The 17,621-nt window shown below is 45.3% G+C and carries 17 protein-coding genes; 8 read left to right on the top strand and 9 right to left on the bottom strand.

The features are described 5' to 3' along the window. The first annotated feature begins 6 nt into the window (after positions 1-6). The 5 genes from scpB (at position 7) to V7O64_RS08625 (ending at position 5,264) form a co-directional block, all read left to right on the top strand. Complete coding sequence (gene scpB, locus V7O64_RS08645; protein WP_407355021.1) at positions 7-1,125, top strand: SMC-Scp complex subunit ScpB; 1,119 nt, start codon at positions 7-9, stop codon at positions 1,123-1,125. Positions 1,126-1,264: 139 nt separating this feature from the next. Then, entirely contained in the window at positions 1,265-1,816 is a 552-nt protein-coding gene (locus V7O64_RS08640) for a TATA-box-binding protein (protein WP_407355020.1), read from the top strand. 26 nt (positions 1,817-1,842) lie between these two features. Beyond that, a complete protein-coding gene (gene aglJ / locus V7O64_RS08635) occupies positions 1,843-2,763 on the top strand; it encodes an S-layer glycoprotein N-glycosyltransferase AglJ (RefSeq protein ID WP_407355019.1) in 921 nt (306 codons plus the stop codon). A 300-nt stretch (positions 2,764-3,063) separates the two neighbouring features. Beyond that, the gene (gene thiC, locus V7O64_RS08630) at positions 3,064-4,353 is read left to right on the top strand and encodes a phosphomethylpyrimidine synthase ThiC (RefSeq protein ID WP_407355018.1); all 1,290 of its coding nucleotides are present in this window, start codon (positions 3,064-3,066) and stop codon (positions 4,351-4,353) included. 140 nt (positions 4,354-4,493) lie between these two features. Continuing rightward, on the top strand, positions 4,494-5,264 hold the full coding sequence (locus V7O64_RS08625; RefSeq protein ID WP_407355017.1) for an S-adenosyl-l-methionine hydroxide adenosyltransferase family protein: 771 nt from the start codon (positions 4,494-4,496) through the stop codon (positions 5,262-5,264). A gap of 43 nt (positions 5,265-5,307) precedes the next feature. Here V7O64_RS08625 and ablB read toward each other — a convergent pair whose 3' ends face one another. The 5 genes from ablB to V7O64_RS08600 all read right to left on the bottom strand — a co-directional run bounded on the left by ablB (position 5,308) and on the right by V7O64_RS08600 (position 11,900). Then, complete coding sequence (gene ablB, locus V7O64_RS08620) at positions 5,308-6,141, bottom strand: putative beta-lysine N-acetyltransferase (protein WP_407355016.1); 834 nt, start codon at positions 6,139-6,141, stop codon at positions 5,308-5,310. Then, positions 6,134-7,447, bottom strand: coding sequence for a lysine 2,3-aminomutase (ablA, locus tag V7O64_RS08615; protein WP_407355015.1), 1,314 nt, complete (start codon positions 7,445-7,447; stop codon positions 6,134-6,136). The genes ablB and ablA overlap by 8 nt, the downstream gene beginning before the upstream one ends. 401 nt (positions 7,448-7,848) lie before the next feature. Next, a complete protein-coding gene (locus V7O64_RS08610) occupies positions 7,849-9,108 on the bottom strand; it encodes an ATP-binding protein (RefSeq protein ID WP_407355014.1) in 1,260 nt (419 codons plus the stop codon). A gap of 274 nt (positions 9,109-9,382) precedes the next feature. Continuing rightward, positions 9,383-10,780 carry an NAD(P)/FAD-dependent oxidoreductase gene (locus V7O64_RS08605; RefSeq protein ID WP_407357302.1) on the bottom strand — a complete coding sequence of 466 codons (1,398 nt, stop codon included), beginning with the start codon at positions 10,778-10,780 and terminating at the stop codon, positions 9,383-9,385. A gap of 52 nt (positions 10,781-10,832) precedes the next feature. Beyond that, positions 10,833-11,900: a formate--phosphoribosylaminoimidazolecarboxamide ligase gene (locus V7O64_RS08600; RefSeq protein WP_407355013.1), complete on the bottom strand. Its 1,068-nt coding sequence runs from the start codon at positions 11,898-11,900 to the stop codon at positions 10,833-10,835. A gap of 140 nt (positions 11,901-12,040) precedes the next feature. Here V7O64_RS08600 and V7O64_RS08595 point away from each other — a divergent pair, with 140 nt between their 5' ends. From V7O64_RS08595 to V7O64_RS08585, 3 genes are read left to right on the top strand one after another with little or no spacing between them, the layout of a single operon-like run. Then, on the top strand, positions 12,041-13,063 hold the full coding sequence (locus V7O64_RS08595; RefSeq protein WP_407355012.1) for an ArsR/SmtB family transcription factor: 1,023 nt from the start codon (positions 12,041-12,043) through the stop codon (positions 13,061-13,063). Positions 13,064-13,079: 16 nt separating this feature from the next. Then, a complete protein-coding gene (gene truA / locus V7O64_RS08590; RefSeq protein ID WP_407357301.1) occupies positions 13,080-13,889 on the top strand; it encodes a tRNA pseudouridine(38-40) synthase TruA in 810 nt (269 codons plus the stop codon). A gap of 23 nt (positions 13,890-13,912) precedes the next feature. Then, positions 13,913-14,488 (top strand): M48 family metallopeptidase, encoded by a 576-nt coding sequence (locus V7O64_RS08585; RefSeq protein ID WP_407355011.1) that lies wholly within the window; start codon positions 13,913-13,915, stop codon positions 14,486-14,488. Here V7O64_RS08585 and V7O64_RS08580 read toward each other — a convergent pair. The 4 genes from V7O64_RS08580 to map all read right to left on the bottom strand — a co-directional run bounded on the left by V7O64_RS08580 (position 14,476) and on the right by map (position 17,620). Then, the gene (locus tag V7O64_RS08580; RefSeq protein ID WP_407355010.1) at positions 14,476-15,507 is read right to left on the bottom strand and encodes a methyltransferase domain-containing protein; all 1,032 of its coding nucleotides are present in this window, start codon (positions 15,505-15,507) and stop codon (positions 14,476-14,478) included. The two genes, V7O64_RS08585 and V7O64_RS08580, sit on opposite strands and share 13 nt — an antisense overlap. A gap of 94 nt (positions 15,508-15,601) precedes the next feature. Further along, positions 15,602-15,889, bottom strand: a complete 288-nt coding sequence (locus V7O64_RS08575; protein WP_407355009.1) for a YunC family protein — start codon at positions 15,887-15,889, stop codon at positions 15,602-15,604. Positions 15,890-15,926: 37 nt separating this feature from the next. After that, on the bottom strand, positions 15,927-16,700 hold the full coding sequence (locus V7O64_RS08570) for a hypothetical protein (protein WP_407355008.1): 774 nt from the start codon (positions 16,698-16,700) through the stop codon (positions 15,927-15,929). A 23-nt stretch (positions 16,701-16,723) separates the two neighbouring features. Beyond that, positions 16,724-17,620, bottom strand: coding sequence for a type II methionyl aminopeptidase (gene map / locus V7O64_RS08565; RefSeq protein ID WP_407355007.1), 897 nt, complete (start codon positions 17,618-17,620; stop codon positions 16,724-16,726). Position 17,621: the final 1 nt, after the last annotated feature.

Below are 17,621 nucleotides of genomic sequence, written 5' to 3'. Positions count from 1 at the left end.
CTGGCAATGAGCGACAGTAAAAACGACAGGGAAATTATCGAGGCTGCACTCTTTGCTGCAGGCGGGGCACTGGATGCGGCAACACTGGGAAAGCTGATAGGCAGGCCAAAAAAGAGTGTGATCCAGATAGCACTTGATCTTGTAAGGGAATATGCTTCAAGGGAGACAGGTATTGAGGTAATAGATCTTGGTGAACGGTATGTCATGCAGGTCAAGCCAAAATATACTGACGTTGTAAGACCGCTTGCTCCAAAGGAATTGAGTGCACCCATGCTGCGCACTCTTTCCATGATAGCGTATCATCAGCCTCTGATCCAGTCCGATCTTGTGGATATGAGGGGCAACTCTGCCTATGACCACATAAGGGAGCTGAAGGAAAGAGGTTTTGTTGAGGCTGTTCCCCACGGAAGGACTAAGTTGCTACGCACCACTTCTTTGTTTGCGGACTATTTCGGTCTGGAGTCCAATGATCCTGAACTGGTGAAAAAGAAGATAGTTGAGCTGTCCCGTCTCCAGAGCGGCCAGAGTGGCCTTAACAAGTGGCTTGGACGTAGGTTCATTGGTGTTACTCCCATGTACGAGTCGCTTATGGGCATGTGTGGTATAAGGGAATACAGGGTTATCAACGCCTATGATCCGACAGAAGAGGAACTGGATGAGCTTGAGGATGTCTATAAACTGGTGATATCAAAGGGCTATGCTGAAAAAGTGAGCAAATATTATGACGGGGAGATTCTCGAGGTCAGCTCAACTACATTTGACGACCTTGTGGACTCAATTAAACTGCTTGAAAATGTTGGTGATGAGGATAAGGTCAGCTCAAGTATCGAAAAGATCACAGAATTTAAGGAGAGGTACGTGTCAAAAGCCCTTGTAATAAGCAAGAAAGTGCAGCCTGCCACTGAGATGGTTGCGCGTATTGTCAGCGACCTGCGGCTGGGCGTATCCTCCTCAGGAATAATGATAGCTCCTGATTATGGCAGGTCGGCAGATGGTGTTGAAGTCTCTGATGGTGCGGATATCCTTATACCGACCCACCGGACTATGGAGGGCGACCTTCTCAAGAGGGTATGCAGCAAATACGATGCTGTAATTGACGGGCTTAAGAAGTTAGAAGATAACTGAAAAAACCGGTCAACGGGTTAAAAATCCTCATAAGTATTCCAATTCCATGATTTCCTTAAAAACATATATAAATAAGAGGGTATAACTTTATATACTGAATTGTTGAATATAAGCCCGCTTTAAATATGAGGATTATACTATGTCAGATTACAACATCAAAATTGAGAATGTGGTCGCATCTACCAAGCTTGCAGAGGAATTCGATCTTACAAAGATAGAGGCTGAATTCGAGGGTGCGGAATATAACAAACAGAAGTTTCCAGGTCTTGTTTATCGTGTTTCTGACCCAAAAGCTGCATTTCTTGTATTCACTTCCGGTAAGGTAGTATGCACCGGTGCAAAGAATGTGGCTGATGTTCATACTGTCATAGGGAACATGGCTAAGAAACTCAATGCTATCGGGATAAAAACAATAGAAGACCCGGAGATTACTGTCCAGAACATTGTTGCATCAGCAGACCTTCAGGCTGTCCTGAATCTCAATGCAATTGCAATAGGCCTTGGTCTTGAGAACATCGAATATGAGCCGGAGCAGTTCCCAGGTCTTGTCTACCGTATCGATGATCCGAAGGTGGTAGTGCTTATCTTCAGTTCCGGTAAGCTTGTGGTCACCGGCGGAAAATCCCCTGAGAACTGTGAACAGGGTGTTGAGGTCGTAAGGCAGCAGCTTGACAGCATGGGTCTGCTTTAAGACCTTTCATCTCTATTTCTCTATAGATGTCAAACGAAAATGTTTGTATCCTGTTGCCAACTCTGAACGAAGAGGCTACCATTGGTCAGGTAATCAGGGATTTCCGCTCTGAAGGCTTTGATAATATTCTCGTTATCGATGGTAACAGCAAGGACAGTACACGTGAGATAGCTGTGGCCGAAGGTGCCAGGGTTGTGCTTCAGACCGGTAAGGGCAAGGGCCAGGCAATAAAGCAGGCCTTTGATCTTATAGGGGAAGACTATGTTGTCATGGCAGACGGGGACGGTACGAATCTTGCAAAGGATGTGCATGCGGTGCTTGATCCTGTCCTTGAAGGAAGGGCTGACCATGTCATGGGCAACAGATTAGTGGACTATGAGAAGGGTGCTTTTACAAGGCTTAATCTTGTAGGTAACAAGATCATCAATAAGATGTTCGGACTTGCTTATGGGGTATGGCTTGAGGATATTCTCACAGGTTACCGGGCATTTAACAGGAAGGCTATCAAATCCTTCGAATTGAAAAAATCCGGTTTTGAGGTTGAATCGGAGATAACTATCGAGAGCGTCAAGAAAGACCTGCGGATCATGGAAGTGCCTACTACCTATCTTGCAAGAGATTCCAAAGGTGCAACCAAACTGAGCCCCCTGAGGGATGGTTTCAGGATAGGTTCCACTATCTATAAAATGGCAAAGCTCCACAATCCGATGTTCTATTTTGGTATCATTGGCGGGCTCTTCATTATATCCGGTCTGATGGTAGGGACTTTTGTTGTCATCGAGTGGTTCCAGGGCGTTACACGTATCCCGATGACTATTCTTACAACCCTCCTTATCATTGCAGGTTTTCAGATGTTTGTTTTTGGCATGTTAAGCGATCTTGTGGTTTCGCTCCACCGGGAGAACATGCGTCTGCTGAGGAAAATACACGAAGGGAAGAAAGAATGATCTTGTAATCTATCTGCATGGACACTTCCTTTGTTATGGTCTGAACAAGTGTTTTTTAGCTAAAGGAAAATCAACTTTAATTGTCATATTTGCGGGCAGCATCATTCAGGCCACAGGAAATCTATAAGGATTGTGCCTCTAGGTATCTTTAATATGTATAATTGTTTCATTTCATATGATACGTTCTATGGAAATGACTACGTCTATAAAGTTAACTTGAGTTTATCTAAAGTTTATTTTTTGAAAACTGTTATATACGATTTAGTTATTGTAAGGTACATCCAAACATGAGGTAGAATAATGACAATCGTAACAGATGCAAAGAATGGTAAGATCACAGAAGAGATGAAGATCGTTGCCCAGGCAGAGGGCAAAGATCCTGAATTCATAAGACGCGGAATTGCTTCAGGCAGGATAGTTATCCCTATGACCCCATACAGGGACATCAAGCTCTGTGGTATCGGCGAAGGCTTAAAGACAAAGGTAAATGCATCCATTGGCGCATCATCTGACATCGTTGATGAGGAAATGGAAGTTGCAAAGGCAAAGGCAGCAGAGGCAGCAGGCGCAGATACACTCATGGAGCTGGGCACAGGCGGAGATTTCCTGGGAATCAGGAAGAAGGTATGTGACGCAATTTCCCTTTCAGTAGGTTCTGTTCCACTCTATCAGGCATTTATCACAGCAGCAAAGAGGGATGGTTCTATTGTCCACATGACCGAGGATGACCTCTGGTATGCAACAGAGGAACAGGCAAAGCTCGGTACGAACTTCATGGCCATTCACACTGGTATCAACAATATTGTCCTTGACAGGCTCAAGGCACACGGCAGATACGGTGGTCTTTGTTCCCGTGGCGGTGCATTCATGAGCACATGGATGCTGCACAATGAGAAGGAAAACCCACTTTACAAAGACTTCGACTATCTCTGTGAGATCCTCAAGGAACACGAAGTTACCCTTTCAACAGGTAACGGGATGCGTGCAGGTGCAGTTCACGATGCAACCGACAGGGCACAGGTCCAGGAGCTCATCATCAACTCCGAATGCGCACAGAAAGCACACGATAAATATGACCTGCAGGTCATAGTAGAAGGTCCCGGTCATGTACCACTTGACCAGGTGGAAATGAACGTCAAACTCATGAAGGCAATGAGCAATGGAAAACCATTCTACATGCTCGGTCCGCTCGTATCGGACATAGGTGCAGGCCGCGACCACATCGTAACAGCTATCGGCGCATCAGCTTCCGCAGCAGCAGGTTGTGACTTCCTCTGTTACGTAACACCAGCAGAACACCTTGCACTTCCAAACCTCCAGGACGTAGTTGAGGGTGTCAAGACATCAAAGATAGCTGCTCATGTTGGTGACATGGTCAAGTACCCGGAAACCGCTCGTGAAGTTGATCTTGCAATGGGCAGAGCACGTGCAAAACTTGACTGGGAAGGACAGTACAAACTCGCACTGGACCCTGAACTCGCAAGAAGCATCAGAGACAGCAGAGCACCTGGTGACGAAGACGCATGTACAATGTGCGGTGACTTCTGCGCACTGAAGATCGTAAACCAGAACTACGACCTTTGCAAGTAATGCCGAAAGGCATTATTTTTCACTTTTGATATTTTGATATTTTGTTTTTTTCTTCTCCCCATTACTCCTGTTTGCAGGCCTGTTGGAAAGTACGTTTGTTTCCATATATCTCTTATACTAAAAACAGTAAAGATATATTCATGTCTATTATTACTCTGACAACGGATTTTGGTAACCTTTACCCCGCATCAATGAAAGGGGTGATATTGAGTATCGATCCTGGTGCAACAATAGTTGATATCACCCACTCGATACCGCCTACTGATATCAGGGCAGGTGCATTTGCTCTTTATTCGGTTGCCAGGTATTTTCCTTCGGGGACCGTGCATGTTGCAGTGGTGGATCCGGGCGTTGGTACGGACAGGAAACCCATAATTGTCGTTTCAGGCGGCCAGTATTTTGTAGGTCCTGACAATGGCCTGCTGATACCTGCAGCAGCTCTTATTGGAGACCCTAAGGTCTATGAGATAGTAAAAGGTGATATTCCGGATAACATTTCTTCCACTTTCCATGGCAGGGATATCTTTGCTCCGGTGGCTGCCCATATCTCAAGCGATATGGATATCGATGAGATCGGAAGGCTCACGGATGAATACCTGGATCTCGATTTTTCAGGTTATGTGATCGAGAAGGACTTCATCAGGGCAAAAGTGATATACATAGATGCCTTTGGCAATATTGTCACCAATATTCCCCACGATGAGTTTCTCAGGAGTATAGTTCCGGGGACCATTCTTTCCATTTCCGGAAGACAGATGCCTTTCCTGAGGACATATGGAGAGGTGCCCAAAGGCAGGATGCTGTCTCTTATAGGCAGCCATGGCTTCCTGGAAATAGCAGTGAATCAGGGAAGTGCTTCCAGGCTGTTGCATTTGGGCAATGGGGCCGAGATTACCATCCGGATACTTTGATTATTGTATTCCGGAGTTATTCCTTTTCCGGGTCCTGCAGGCCCTATAACTTTTTATACCATACGTTCATGCTCTCGATCCCACCGGAAATATTGGTATTGTTGAGCAGTGTTCCGGCATATGTGTAGGAATAGCGGGAAAAGGCAGTGTTCATTCCATATGATCCTGATCTTGCTATGGTGTATGCTGTTCTGATTCCTCTGTTCTTCATTTCTTTTCCCATCTCCTCCAGCAGACGGTAGGAATAGCCTCTGCCCCTGGCCTCAGGCAGCGTTGCAAAGTCTGTCATCTCCACGTTGCTGTTGCCAGGATCCATCTCGCAGGAAGAAAGGGCAACGATTTTTCCTTTCTTTTTAATGCTGAAATAGACAAAATCCTCAGACATGGTACTTATCAAATAAACAGGGTCATATATGGGAAACGGATAGCTTGGGAACACCTGCCTGTACAGGTCAGCCATTTCCGCAGCATCCTTTTCAGTGCACAGGATACATTCTTCTTCACTTGAAAGCTCTGTTCTCCCGGGAGTATCGGACTTTGAAAGGGCAATCCTCAGAACTTCCTTCCTTTTCCCGGGATTCGCTTCAATGTGGCGTTGCTCTGAGAGGTACTTTGCCATAAAGCTGCCATTCTCACAACCATTGAAGAACCCTGGGATCGTTGCTTCCTCTATGTGACCATTGTTCAGGAACAGCTCCTTTGCAGATGCAGGGATCTTGGAAAAGATCTTGGAATATCCATTATCATGTGCAATATCTTCGATAACAGAAACCATATGTTGTGGATTGTCAGGTGCAAGCTTCATAAGATATACACGATCGTTGAAGGGGCCGTGCTGTATTACAGAGCCGTCTATCTTTATTACCTGATCACGCAACGTTCCTTCTCCCCATGCGCTCGGTATCTTCGGGTACAAGGCTTAATGCATCATCAAAGTCCGACAGAAGTTTTGCAATTCCCACCGATCTGAATTCCTTTGCTTCATCAAGTTTCAGTTGCAATTTGCAATTCCCGCATTTCCTGTCACAATACACAGCTTCATAAGAATCCGGTTCCTTGTATGAAGTGATCACACCCTCATAGTTTCTCAGGATAACCTTATTCGTTGACCAGGAAATAAGATAGTTTGGCATTACAGGTATCTTGCCTCCTCCTCCGGGGGCATCTATGACATAGGAAGGGATGGCAAATCCACTGGTGTGGCCTATGAGATTCTCCATTATCTCTATACCTTTGCCAACAGAGGTCCTGAAATGGGTCAGACCTTCTGAAAGATCACACTGGTACAGGTAATAAGGGCGGACCCTGTTTTCGACAAGTTTGTGGAAGAGTTTTTTCAGTATCCTGTAACAATCATTGACTCCTGCAAGCAGTACGGTCTGGTTGCCCAGGGGTATTCCTGCATCTGCAAGCTTTTGTAGTGCCTTCTTTGAAGAAGCTGTGACTTCACGTGGATGATTGAAATGAGTGTTTACCCATATAGGATGATGTTTTTTCAACACATCCACCAGTTCGTCGGTTATGCGATACGGAAGGACAACAGGCATTCTGCTGCCAATCCTTATGACTTCTACATGCGGGATTGCCCTGAGTTGTGTGAGTATCCAGTCCAGGTACTCATCAGAGAGCATGAAGGGGTCTCCTCCTGACAACAGTACATCACGTACATCAGGATTATTCGCTATATATTCGATTCCCTGGAGTACTTCTTCTTTTCCGGGAACGGAGTCCACATCACCAACTTTTCTTTTCCTTGTACAGTGCCTGCAATACATCGAACATACGTTGCTTATGTGGAACAGTACCCTGTCCGGATATCTGTGGGTTATGCCAGGCACCGGACTGTCATGGTCCTCGCTTAACGGATCTTCCATTTCATCGCAGGAAACTACAAGTTCCTCTGGTGAAGGGAACGATTGCATGAAAATAGGGTCATTCCTGAAATCCTCCACTTCGATCAGTGAAAGGTAGTAAGGGGTTATGGAGAGCGGGAACTTTTCCAGGGTCCTTTCCAGTGCTTTCCTTTCTTCAGCTTCGAATTTGATGTTCAGGAGCATTTCAAAGGTGTCAATATCATTTACTGAATGCCTTAATTGCCACTTCCAGTCACTCCATTTTACCAGAGGTTCCTTTGAATCTATTCTGTCTACTATGCTTTGTTGCCTACTGTTATAGGTTTCCATCAATATCACTTGTTATCAATTTCAATTATAGGTGTAAAAAAGATTGCTATGATTCAACGACTTAAGTATTATTTTAGAACTATATTTGTTTTGAACTGAATGTTCTGATCATCATTCACAAAGCCATTTCCCGGGGGACTTCCCCTTAAAAGTGTATTAAAACAGGGCTGGCAGTGAATAGCTATAAAATAACTATCCGAAACAGTCCGTTAATCGTTCTTCACAATATCTATAGCAAGTCTTTATCTTTAAGTACGAATTAAGTTTTAAGTGCCAAATAAGCACTGAATACGTATTTCCATATCAGCATAGAATCTCTTTTCAGACATTATATACTTTATTTTAAGATTCCGCCAAAAACATGTGTTTATTTTGCATAAAAGGAAGTCATAAATTTGATATTATCGGGGAATGATCCCCGGGTCATTGCCTCCATGCCAGCTAAGGCGTGGTCTCATCCTTATTATGTGGGATTCCTCGGTATTATCATCCACGATGAATGCAACCCCTTTCTCAGAACCCATTTTTATGATAGAATCCGCAAAATTATCCTTCATGTACGTCGGCCTGACGGATTCAAGGACACGGATATCGTCCTGGGAAGTCAGGCGGTGGCATATCACTGTATCTGATTGCGAGAGTACATCCGGATGAATGGAGGATGGTCGCTGGGTTGCAAGCACCATGGACAAGCCTGGCTGACGACCCTGTTTTAACCACTCATTGAGCAGTATGTCCGAAGCAAGCGTCTTGCCCTCTGAAGGCAGGAATTGTTGCGCCTCATCAATGAAAAGCCATACCATGGGGATGCCCTTCTCAACATCTTTATCTCCCATCATGGCCCGTTCATAGGAGCGCCTGGCTTCAAGCCTTAGGTGATAGATATTTCTTGCAATAGAGCTGACAAGCGCCGACCTTACAGCTTCGTTCTTGATCGTGCTGATATCAATTACAGATGTTGAGCCTCCCTTTACAACATCTTCAAGGCAGGTCCCCGTTTCCTCAAAAACACCCCATGAAGCAGCATCCCTGAAATGATTTTCCACGGCACCTTTTGTAACGGTCTCAGAACGTTCATCTTCCATCACATGATCGATGATATCGTCAAAAGAAAAATCAGTTTTCTTTCTCAGTTCCCGGATGGTTCTGACAGTGAGGACTCCGGGTGGGGATATGGTCTCTATTCCAAACAGTTTGCACCACTCATATCCTTCCAGCTGTGATATTGGGATTGACAGGGGTTTTACATTGATGTGCCTCTCTTCATAGCTTCCCAGGCTTCCGGAGGGCACAAAAACATCTATGTCTAAATCTTTTGGTTCAAGTCCCCATTCTTTAACGATGTTTTCCTGCAATTCATTTTTCCTGGAAAGGGTCCAGAATATTCCCATTGTATCAATAACAACAGAAGAAATATCATCCTTGATATCATCAGGCAGAAGCATAAGCCCTTCAATTAAGACTCCCATTGTGTATGATTTTCCATATCCTCTTTTGCCTGCAATTAAAACAGCATGCGGATGGTTCACATCAAGGGAAACATGGGAACCTGATGATCTGTCACGTGCAAGGTATCTCCCAAGATAAAGCAGAACGTTCTCATGTTTTCCTCCAAGGATGTGTTGATGTTTTGAAATGCCTGCGTTAAAAGAAATGTCCATGACATGGCCAAAGGTCACAACACTATATATTATCTTCTATTAATACTCAATTTATAATGTACCAGGTCTTAAAAGATGAAAATGAATACTGGTAAGCTTTCTAACTAAAAATGGCAATACGGTACAAATCAGGAACATATATATATGTCCATTCATATCTAGGGGGAAGAGGAATCTCCGTCATCACATCATTCCCCTCTGATGCATAAATTCTTTTACAAAATGTATCATACCCCAAACTTCACCCAAACCATCATTATGCGAGATTCCTCTTTTATCCTTTCTTCTGAGATTGCAGTATTCCATTTGCAGCAAGTACCCCTGTTGCCGAGGAATTGACAAGATCACGTGAAAGGCCTGCACCGTCACCTGCAACAAAAAGATCTGTAATGTTAGTTTGCATGGTGCTGTCAACATCGATCCTGAGGGAGTATAACTTTACTTCAGGAGCATACAGCAGAGTGCAGTCAGAATCCACGCCGGGAATTATCTTGCTTAGCACTTCCAAGCCCTCAATGATATCCATCACTATCCTGTGTGGCATAGCCATGGAAATGTCTCCCGGGGTTACGTCTTTGAGTGTATTGACCACTGCATTCCTGGACAGGCGTTCTGCTGTGGAGCGTCTTCCTCTTCTTAGATCACCGAGCCTCTGTAAAACGGGCTTTCCTCCTCCGATAGTCGTTGCAAGCTTTGCCACTGACCTTGCATATTTGATAGTGTTTTCCATGGGCCTTGTAAGTTCCACATGCACAAGGAATGCAAAATTTGTGTTGTCTGATTCCCTGCTGTGCATGGAATGGCCATTGGTGGCAACAAAACCCTCATATTCTTCCTTTACTACAAAACCATGCTCGTTCGTGCAGAATGTCCTTACGAAATCATCGTATCTGCGTGTATAGATATGGAACTTAGGGTCATGGTTAATCCGGGTGATGGGATCCATTATTATGGAAGGTACTTCCACACGGACACCAATATCCACACCACTGTATGAAAAATTAATAGAATGGCGGTTCACAAGCCAGTTCATCCACTCATATCCAACCCTTCCCGGGGCCAGCAAAGTATATCTGGAACGTATCTCCCGGTTCTCTAGAAGCACGCCTCTACATTTCCCTTCTTCGATAATAAGCTCCCTCACCTTTGCTTCAAGTAGAAAGGTGATTCCTTTTGCTTCAAGATCCCTTTTCATGCAGGCAATAAGGGCAGTGGAATTATCCGAGCCAATGTGGCGCTGCTTTATGTCTATGAACCTGGCTCCGGCGGAAGCGGCTCTTCGTTTTAACATCTCAGCATCACTACCTGTGGCAGAATATGTTTTTTTTGGCGCTCCGTATTTCAGGTAGATATCATCCACCTTATCAACAAGTTTCCAGGCGCTGTCGTTGTCACCGGTAAGTTCTGCGAGGTTCCCTCCAATATCCGGTCTGAGGTTAAGCGTTCCGTCAGAATATGCCCCTGCACCACCAACGCCGCAGAGGATGCAACATGGACTGCAATGGTTGCATGATGCTATGGGCGACATCGGACAATTCCTTTTGTCTATATCTTTGCCTGCATCGATCACAAGGACGTCCAGGCCTCTTCCTGCAAGTCCGTATGCTGCAAAAAGCCCGGCTGGTCCGGCACCTACGATAACAACATCATATGTAAAATCTGCATCAGGAATGATATCACACCCATGGTCCCGCTCAAAGGGACCATAGGTAATATTGGAACTATTAGGATAAGATTTTATCCAGCTGGCCGGTAGAAATGGCTATCTTTATCTCCTGTGCTATCCTCCTGCCCGTGGACAGGTCAGGTTCGATAAGGTCTGAATAAGGAGAACCTGAAAGATAGATATTAGTTCCTGCAACAATGCGGGCGGATATCTCAAAGACCTTGATCTCAAGTTTGTCGGTGAATACGGTTTCCAGACAGAAAGGACCTATCATACCACCAAAGAGAGCCAGGGACTGCTCCACGACCTTTTCTCCAATGCTGAATATCTTTGGCAGAAGTGATTCTCTTGCAACAAGTGGAACGTTTCCGGTTACCACATAGGTAGGAATTATATCCGCCTCTGCAAGTTCGCGGGGCGAACCAAGTCTGAATATCTCGTCTGCATTTGACTCTACCCTGCGGTCCATGCTGAGCATCTCAAGGATACCATTGCTTAATCTGTAGCCTTCCTCCCGGAGTGGTGAATAAAAGAAATGGAGGTAATATCGTGTTCCTACTATGAATTCCTGTACTGTGAACTTCTCATTGGGATCAATGTGTTCCTGGAATTCCTCGTAGTTCTTGGCCACAAAGAATCCACGCCCTCCTTTGGCTCCATGGTATTTGACCATAACAGGACCGTTTATGTCCTTTGGGTTCACAAGTTTTGGCATCTCAAGGCCGGCTCCTTCCAGCCACACCCTTTCCTTGTCCCTGTCTGATTCCCACTCAAGGACGGCACGGTTGCCAAATGTCGGAACAGGCATTTCGGCAAAGGCAGTAGTACCCATATATTCCACAAAGGATCCATGTGGGATGATGATCGCATTCTTTGCTACAAGCGCATCAATTACTTTAGGTATCTCCTTGTAACTGTCAACAACAATGAATTCGTCCGGTTTTGCCAGAGGGAATGCATCATAGAACCTTGGGGGCTCTTTTACGCAGATGCCGATGGTCCTGAAGCCTTCTTTCCTTGCACCATAGAATATCTGAAGGCTTGAATGAGAACAAACAGTGGCAATGCTCAGATCATTAAGGTCGTAGTTCTCAACAATTTCCATTATTCGTTCTTTAGTAATCATGATTTAATAGCCCCTAGAATTTACCCCATATTGTTCTGACCATTCTTTAACTTTACGAGTTAGTTATCCTCTCTTGATTACTTCAAGCAGAACTGAAGTTAAAGGAAACAATATAAGTCAATGTTAATATAGAGCATTCTATGGGAGATAATGAAGAAAGCGGAAGTTCTGAAAAAGTCCTCATCCTGCCTCTCAGTGAGGACTCCAGAAAGATCACCCAGTTGCTATCCAATGAAAAAGCAATGAAAATGCTAGAAATACTTGCAGATAAGCCAATGTCTGCAAGTGATGTGGCTGAAATGCTGGATATGCCTCTGACGACCGTCAAATATAATCTTGACGGATTGATAGAAGCGGATCTTATCAAGGTCAAAGAAACAAAATGGAGTCGCAAGGGAAGAGAGGTGAAGATATATGAGCCTGTCCAAAAGCTGATAGTTGTGGCACCCGGAAGCATGAAAAACGACAGGTCATCCATCCTCAGTATGCTGAAGAAATACCTTGGCATGGTCGCAGGTGCTGTATTTGCGGCTACCGGACTTGAAGCCATTACAAGAAGCCTTGGTATAGGTGCCGCCCCTATAACATCACAGGATGCCACTGTATTTGAAGCACATGATGATGTCGGTCCCATGGAAGCCATGACCAGGGACTCTTCTGTGGAGGAGCCAATGGACGAAGTTATGTATGATTCATTTGCAGGAAAAGGCGTGATAACCGAAGAAAGCCCGTCTCCGGAGGAAGCGGAAATGTTATCTGAAAACGGGATATCTGCAGATGAGGTGACGGTGGAAGGTGACCTTGATACTTTTGAAACTGCAGAGTTTGCAGGATACGAGATTCCTGCCGAAACCCCGGGTTTCGATGCACCGCTTATTGATGAGCTGGGTCCTGATATGCTGGTATCATCCACAACCAATGGAAGTGAAGCGGGAGCCGATGCTCTGAGGGAAGGGATGAATGCCGCTGCAGGAAACCAGACAGCACAATTGCCTATGTCACCTGATTTCAGTGATAACATGACGACACTTACTGAGCCGGTATCGGGGATATTCCAGCATGACATCTTTTCACATGTCAGCGTATGGTTCTTTTTCGGCTGCATTTTCGTTATAGCACTGCTATTCATAAGAGAAATGTATTATAGAAAAAAGAACATATAACGCCAGAGTGAACGCTATGAGAGTTGCTCTGAAAATAGCATATGTAGGCACCGGATATCATGGATCACAGGTTCAGCCGGATGTTGCAACTATAGAAGGTGAGCTGTTCAATGCACTCAAACAGCTTGAGGTAATAGAAGACCCAAAATCTGCCCGTTTCTCAAGTTCCGGAAGAACGGATGCCGGAGTCCATGCCAGGGAACAGGTTGTGGCATTTGACACGGACAAACCCAGTCTGGCTATACCAAGGGTCATCAATTCCAGACTTCCCAATTCAATATGGGCATGGGCACACGCAGAAGTCACCGATGACTTTGACCCCAGAAGATGGGCTGCCAGTCGTAAGTACAGATATATCATGAGCGGTGAGCAGTATGATATCTCCAAAATCAGATCTGCTTCTAAGATTCTGGAAGGAGAACATGATTTTGCCAACTTCTGCACCAAGGATGAGGACAAGGGAACTATCCGCAATGTGGAAAAGATAGATGTGCGTGTAAGCGGGACCCTCACAAAGATAGATGTGCAGGCAAATAGTTTTCTATGGAACATGGTAAGGAAGATGGTCACCGCACTGACAATGGTAGGCAGCGGGGTAAGGGATGAAGAATGGCTTAAGCAGATGCTGGATCCGGAGTCCTATGAAGAGGGCCTGGAGCCTGCACCTGCATACGGACTAACCCTCATGGAAGTGGAGTATCCTGAACCGATCGTATGGTGTGAGGACGGCTATTCCATAAGAAAGGCAAATGAGAATGTACATGATTATATGGTGCGCCACCGGGTCATGGCTGAGGTGATGGATCATCTTGTTCCAAAGGAATGAGGTGTTTTTATTTTTAGAAATATATGCGCCTGCAGGTAACTATCAAGGATCAGGTAATAGACTATGAACTCATCAGGCTGGATATAAAAAATCCCAGGCTTGAGTTCCGTGAACACCGTTTGCATCTGATCGTGCCGCATGATTTTAAAGGACATGGGGAGTTGATCCACCGGCACAGGAGATGGATCTATAGAAGATATTCACGAATACAGGAATTAAAGATCCTTTCCCAGGGGCTGGAATTGATAGCCTGCAGGTCTGTTGAGGATTTTAAGGAGTTAGTATCTTCTTTTGTAAGCAGCATTGCAGAAGAGCTGGGTGTGGCACCTGTAAGGACCAGGTTCAGGAAAATGAAAACAAAATGGGGAAGTTGCAGTTCAAAAGGAAACCTGAACTTTAACAGTTATATGAGGTACCTGCCCGATGAGATGATAGAATACATAGTCTTCCATGAGATGGTCCACCTAATAGAACTCAATCATAGTCCTCGTTTCTGGGCTCATGTTAAAGCACGCTTCCCGGACTATGAGAGTTATGAAAAAAGGCTTACAGGGTACTGGTCACTTATAAGGGAACAGTGTTATTGTCAGTCCTTATAGAGGACCGTGTATGTCCGTGTCAGGCTTTTGTGCACTTTCTGGGTGAACTTATCAATGACCGAAAAACCCACCTTTTCTGCAAATCCGGTCACAGGTATTTCTGATACCACTACGGCAAGTCTTCCCATGCGGAGCACACGGTACATTTCAGCAAAAGAGTCCGAATAGAGGTGGTGCAGGGATTCAGCTCTGATGGCTGCCGAGCGACCATATGGTGGGTCGGTGACTATCGCATCGATACATGCATCTTTAAGAGGCACCCGGCAGGCATCCCCCACCAGCAGTGAATAGTCTGCGTTGTATTCTTCAAGGTTCATCCTGGCACCGTGTGATATCTTGCGGCGTACTTCAATGCCAATGACATGGGCACCCACTAGTGAACCTTCCACCAGGACCCCGGCTGTGCCGCTGAATGGATCAAAAAGGGTCTCCCCGGTTTTTACCTGTGATATGTTTACCAGTGCCCTTGCGACCCTGGGCATGAGCACCCCCGGATAGAAAAAAGGTTTCTTGTGGGGTGCCCTGTGTTCATAATCCCCTCTGTCAACAGAAGCTACCACCGATCCGAGTATTGCCATGTCGGTCATTATGAAGCGGAACCTTACATCAGGGTCCCTGAGATTTGCCCTGAACCCTTTGCGGAAAATACTTCCTCCAAGCCTGCCTTCGATGAATTCCCTGTTAACATTCCCGTGATGTTTTATTCTTTTTGCACGCACAACGTATGTCTGGCCAGGGGACAAATGCCCTGAAAGGTCGGAACGGTCACACATAGCTATGATCTTTTCGGTATCTATCTCGCATATACCCAGGACTTTCACTATGTGATGACACATGGCAAGCCTGCCGGCTATAAAGCCCAGTTTCTCATGGATACTGTCTCCTGTAATGTCAAGCACCAGGCACTGGTCAAAAGAGCTATGCTCCCTGTACTGAAGGCCTTCCATCAGAAGACAGGCATAGATCTCTTTAGCCGGCAGGATAGCGTGTTCTCCGGATAACTCAAAAGCATACAGCATGATAACTGCAATAGACAATAGAAGTACTATTTAAAGAGTTTCGGTGCTTTGTCATGCATAATCAAGAATCCAAAAACAGGATGATCGAGGAAGATCAGAACATGAGTTCAAGCGCTTCTTTTCCTGTCATGCCTACTTTGATGCCAAGGTTGATGGCCTCCTGTGTAGCACCAACAACCGGTGCCTTTAGTACGTCATCAAAAGTCCTGACCCCCTTTACCTTAACAGCAATATCTCCCATTGTGCCGGCAGTTTCCATATCCAGGTATCCGCACATCACAAAACCCCTGTCAGCCCGTATCACTATCAAAGGTGCTTCATGCATCTGGAAACTCAGGCCCAGGGCAGAACCGTTCTTAAGTTCAATTTTCTCCACTATCATAGGTATCACTGGTCATGTATCTGGTTATGTACTGTTTTTAAGAAGCTTTAAATTTGTCGGAACTTAATTTCTCAAGCAAACTGTCCGTAAGTCCGGGAAATATCTTTTCCAGCAATGAAGGTGTGTTTATCTCTGAACTTGTAGCTGAACTTGTTTGTGTCACATTCTCTTCTTTTTCGTTTTCTGGGATATGTGGTTCCTCTATCGAGAACATGACAGTTATTTCTCCTTCAGGGCCGAACTTTCCACGGATGCGTGTCCCATGCGGCCCTTTCCTGGCAGTTTCTTCATCAGCTCCGGAAAGTGAGATAAAGAGCATTTCAGGTGGAAGGTTGATCGTGACATCAGTGCCAGGCTCTCCCATGAACCATATTGTTGAATCTGCCGCTGAAATAGGTTTTTTGAAATCATAGAACGCGTGGTAACTGTTGACTATGTCCTTTTTGTCCCTTACAGGTCCTATCAGTTCCCTGGACATATTCGATTCCACTCTCAGCAGGTCAACGTTCTTTGAGGAATTGTTTATCTTTACATCCATATTGTTCTCTATGGAACTGAAAAAAGACCTTGTAGTCATCACATCATGCTTCAATAGTTCCCAGGCGCTGATAAAGCCATCATCATCCCCAAATTCCATGTCTATGAATGCCTTAAATATCACTGATCTGTTATCTGAATAGGTTTCGGTGTATTCCCATAGCATGCTGCCGGTCTTCACAGTTATGTTATTATCCCAGTCATATGCAGCACTGGCATTGCAGGAAAACAATAAGAATAAGACTATAAATGTTAGCAGTCCTACATACCTCAATCCACCACCTCCCCGGGATTACGTTACATTGTTGTAACTTCGCACCCGTCATCTGTTACTATGATCGTGTGCTCTGTCTGGGACACCATCCCTCCGGCTACTTCCTTAAGAACAGGATATGAGTGCACTATTCCGGCCTTTTCAAGCTGCATGAGAGCAAAATCAAGTTGCGGGGTCTTAAGCCATCTTTTTGCAAAAGGAAGTGTCCTGTATGGTTCAAGTTCCTTGAGAAGCGCCCGTGCTGCCGGCAATCGGACAGGTTTCCTGTTTATCACCTGGAATATCTCGGTAAGCGACCCGTCCACAACTTTTCCCGCACCATCGGTGGCAAAAGGTTCTATGGCTATGATGTCACCTGTACGGAGCACAACCCCATTGCTTACTCTCCTGTTAGGTATGCTAGGGTGTGCATGGGGAATGTACTGCGCAAGTCCGTGTCCTGTAAGATTTCCCACTGGCTTGTAGTCATGGGCCTGAATTGCATCTTCTATGGCTGCACCCAGCTCGGCGGTATTCACCCCATCCCTGACCGTATCTATGGCAGCTTTCAGGCCATCCTCAGAGGCTTTAACAAGTTCTGTGTAGTTGCCTGAGAGGTCGATAGTGATGGCAGAATCCGCTATATACCCATCCACGTGGACACCAATATCGAGTTTGATCACATCTTCAGCAAAAACAGTTTCATCGCCTGCAAGCGGCGTGGCATGGGCTGCTTCATCATTACGGGAGATGTTACATGGAAATGCCGAACCATCTGCTCCCAGTTCAATAGCCCTGTTCTCTACGAACTCGGCTATCTCAAGCAGACTGACACCGACCTTTATCCTGTCCCTTGCTTCACTTCTCACCTGTGAGAGTATCTTTCCTGCTTTCAGATATTTATCGATGATCTCTTCGATCTCTTTTACTTTATCTGCCATT

Source organism: Methanolobus sp. WCC5 (assembly GCF_045690325.1).
Taxonomy (GTDB): domain Archaea; phylum Halobacteriota; class Methanosarcinia; order Methanosarcinales; family Methanosarcinaceae; genus Methanolobus.
Note: the sequence above shows the minus strand (reverse complement) of the source record. Positions and strands in the feature narration are given on the sequence as shown.

Excerpts from the sequence above, each read along its gene's own strand:
- scpB (WP_407355021.1), top strand. The coding sequence starts at position 7 with ATGAGCGACAGTAAAAACGACAGGGAAATTATCGAGGCTGCACTCTTT.
- V7O64_RS08640 (WP_407355020.1), top strand. The coding sequence starts at position 1,265 with ATGTCAGATTACAACATCAAAATTGAGAATGTGGTCGCATCTACCAAG.
- aglJ (WP_407355019.1), top strand. The coding sequence starts at position 1,843 with ATGTCAAACGAAAATGTTTGTATCCTGTTGCCAACTCTGAACGAAGAG.
- thiC (WP_407355018.1), top strand. The coding sequence starts at position 3,064 with ATGACAATCGTAACAGATGCAAAGAATGGTAAGATCACAGAAGAGATG.
- V7O64_RS08625 (WP_407355017.1), top strand. The coding sequence starts at position 4,494 with ATGTCTATTATTACTCTGACAACGGATTTTGGTAACCTTTACCCCGCA.
- ablA (WP_407355015.1), bottom strand. The coding sequence starts at position 7,447 with ATGGAAACCTATAACAGTAGGCAACAAAGCATAGTAGACAGAATAGAT.
- V7O64_RS08610 (WP_407355014.1), bottom strand. The coding sequence starts at position 9,108 with ATGGACATTTCTTTTAACGCAGGCATTTCAAAACATCAACACATCCTT.
- V7O64_RS08600 (WP_407355013.1), bottom strand. The coding sequence starts at position 11,900 with ATGATTACTAAAGAACGAATAATGGAAATTGTTGAGAACTACGACCTT.
- V7O64_RS08595 (WP_407355012.1), top strand. The coding sequence starts at position 12,041 with ATGGGAGATAATGAAGAAAGCGGAAGTTCTGAAAAAGTCCTCATCCTG.
- truA (WP_407357301.1), top strand. The coding sequence starts at position 13,080 with ATGAGAGTTGCTCTGAAAATAGCATATGTAGGCACCGGATATCATGGA.
- V7O64_RS08585 (WP_407355011.1), top strand. The coding sequence starts at position 13,913 with ATGCGCCTGCAGGTAACTATCAAGGATCAGGTAATAGACTATGAACTC.
- V7O64_RS08580 (WP_407355010.1), bottom strand. The coding sequence starts at position 15,507 with ATGCTGTATGCTTTTGAGTTATCCGGAGAACACGCTATCCTGCCGGCT.
- V7O64_RS08575 (WP_407355009.1), bottom strand. The coding sequence starts at position 15,889 with ATGATAGTGGAGAAAATTGAACTTAAGAACGGTTCTGCCCTGGGCCTG.
- map (WP_407355007.1), bottom strand. The coding sequence starts at position 17,620 with ATGGCAGATAAAGTAAAAGAGATCGAAGAGATCATCGATAAATATCTG.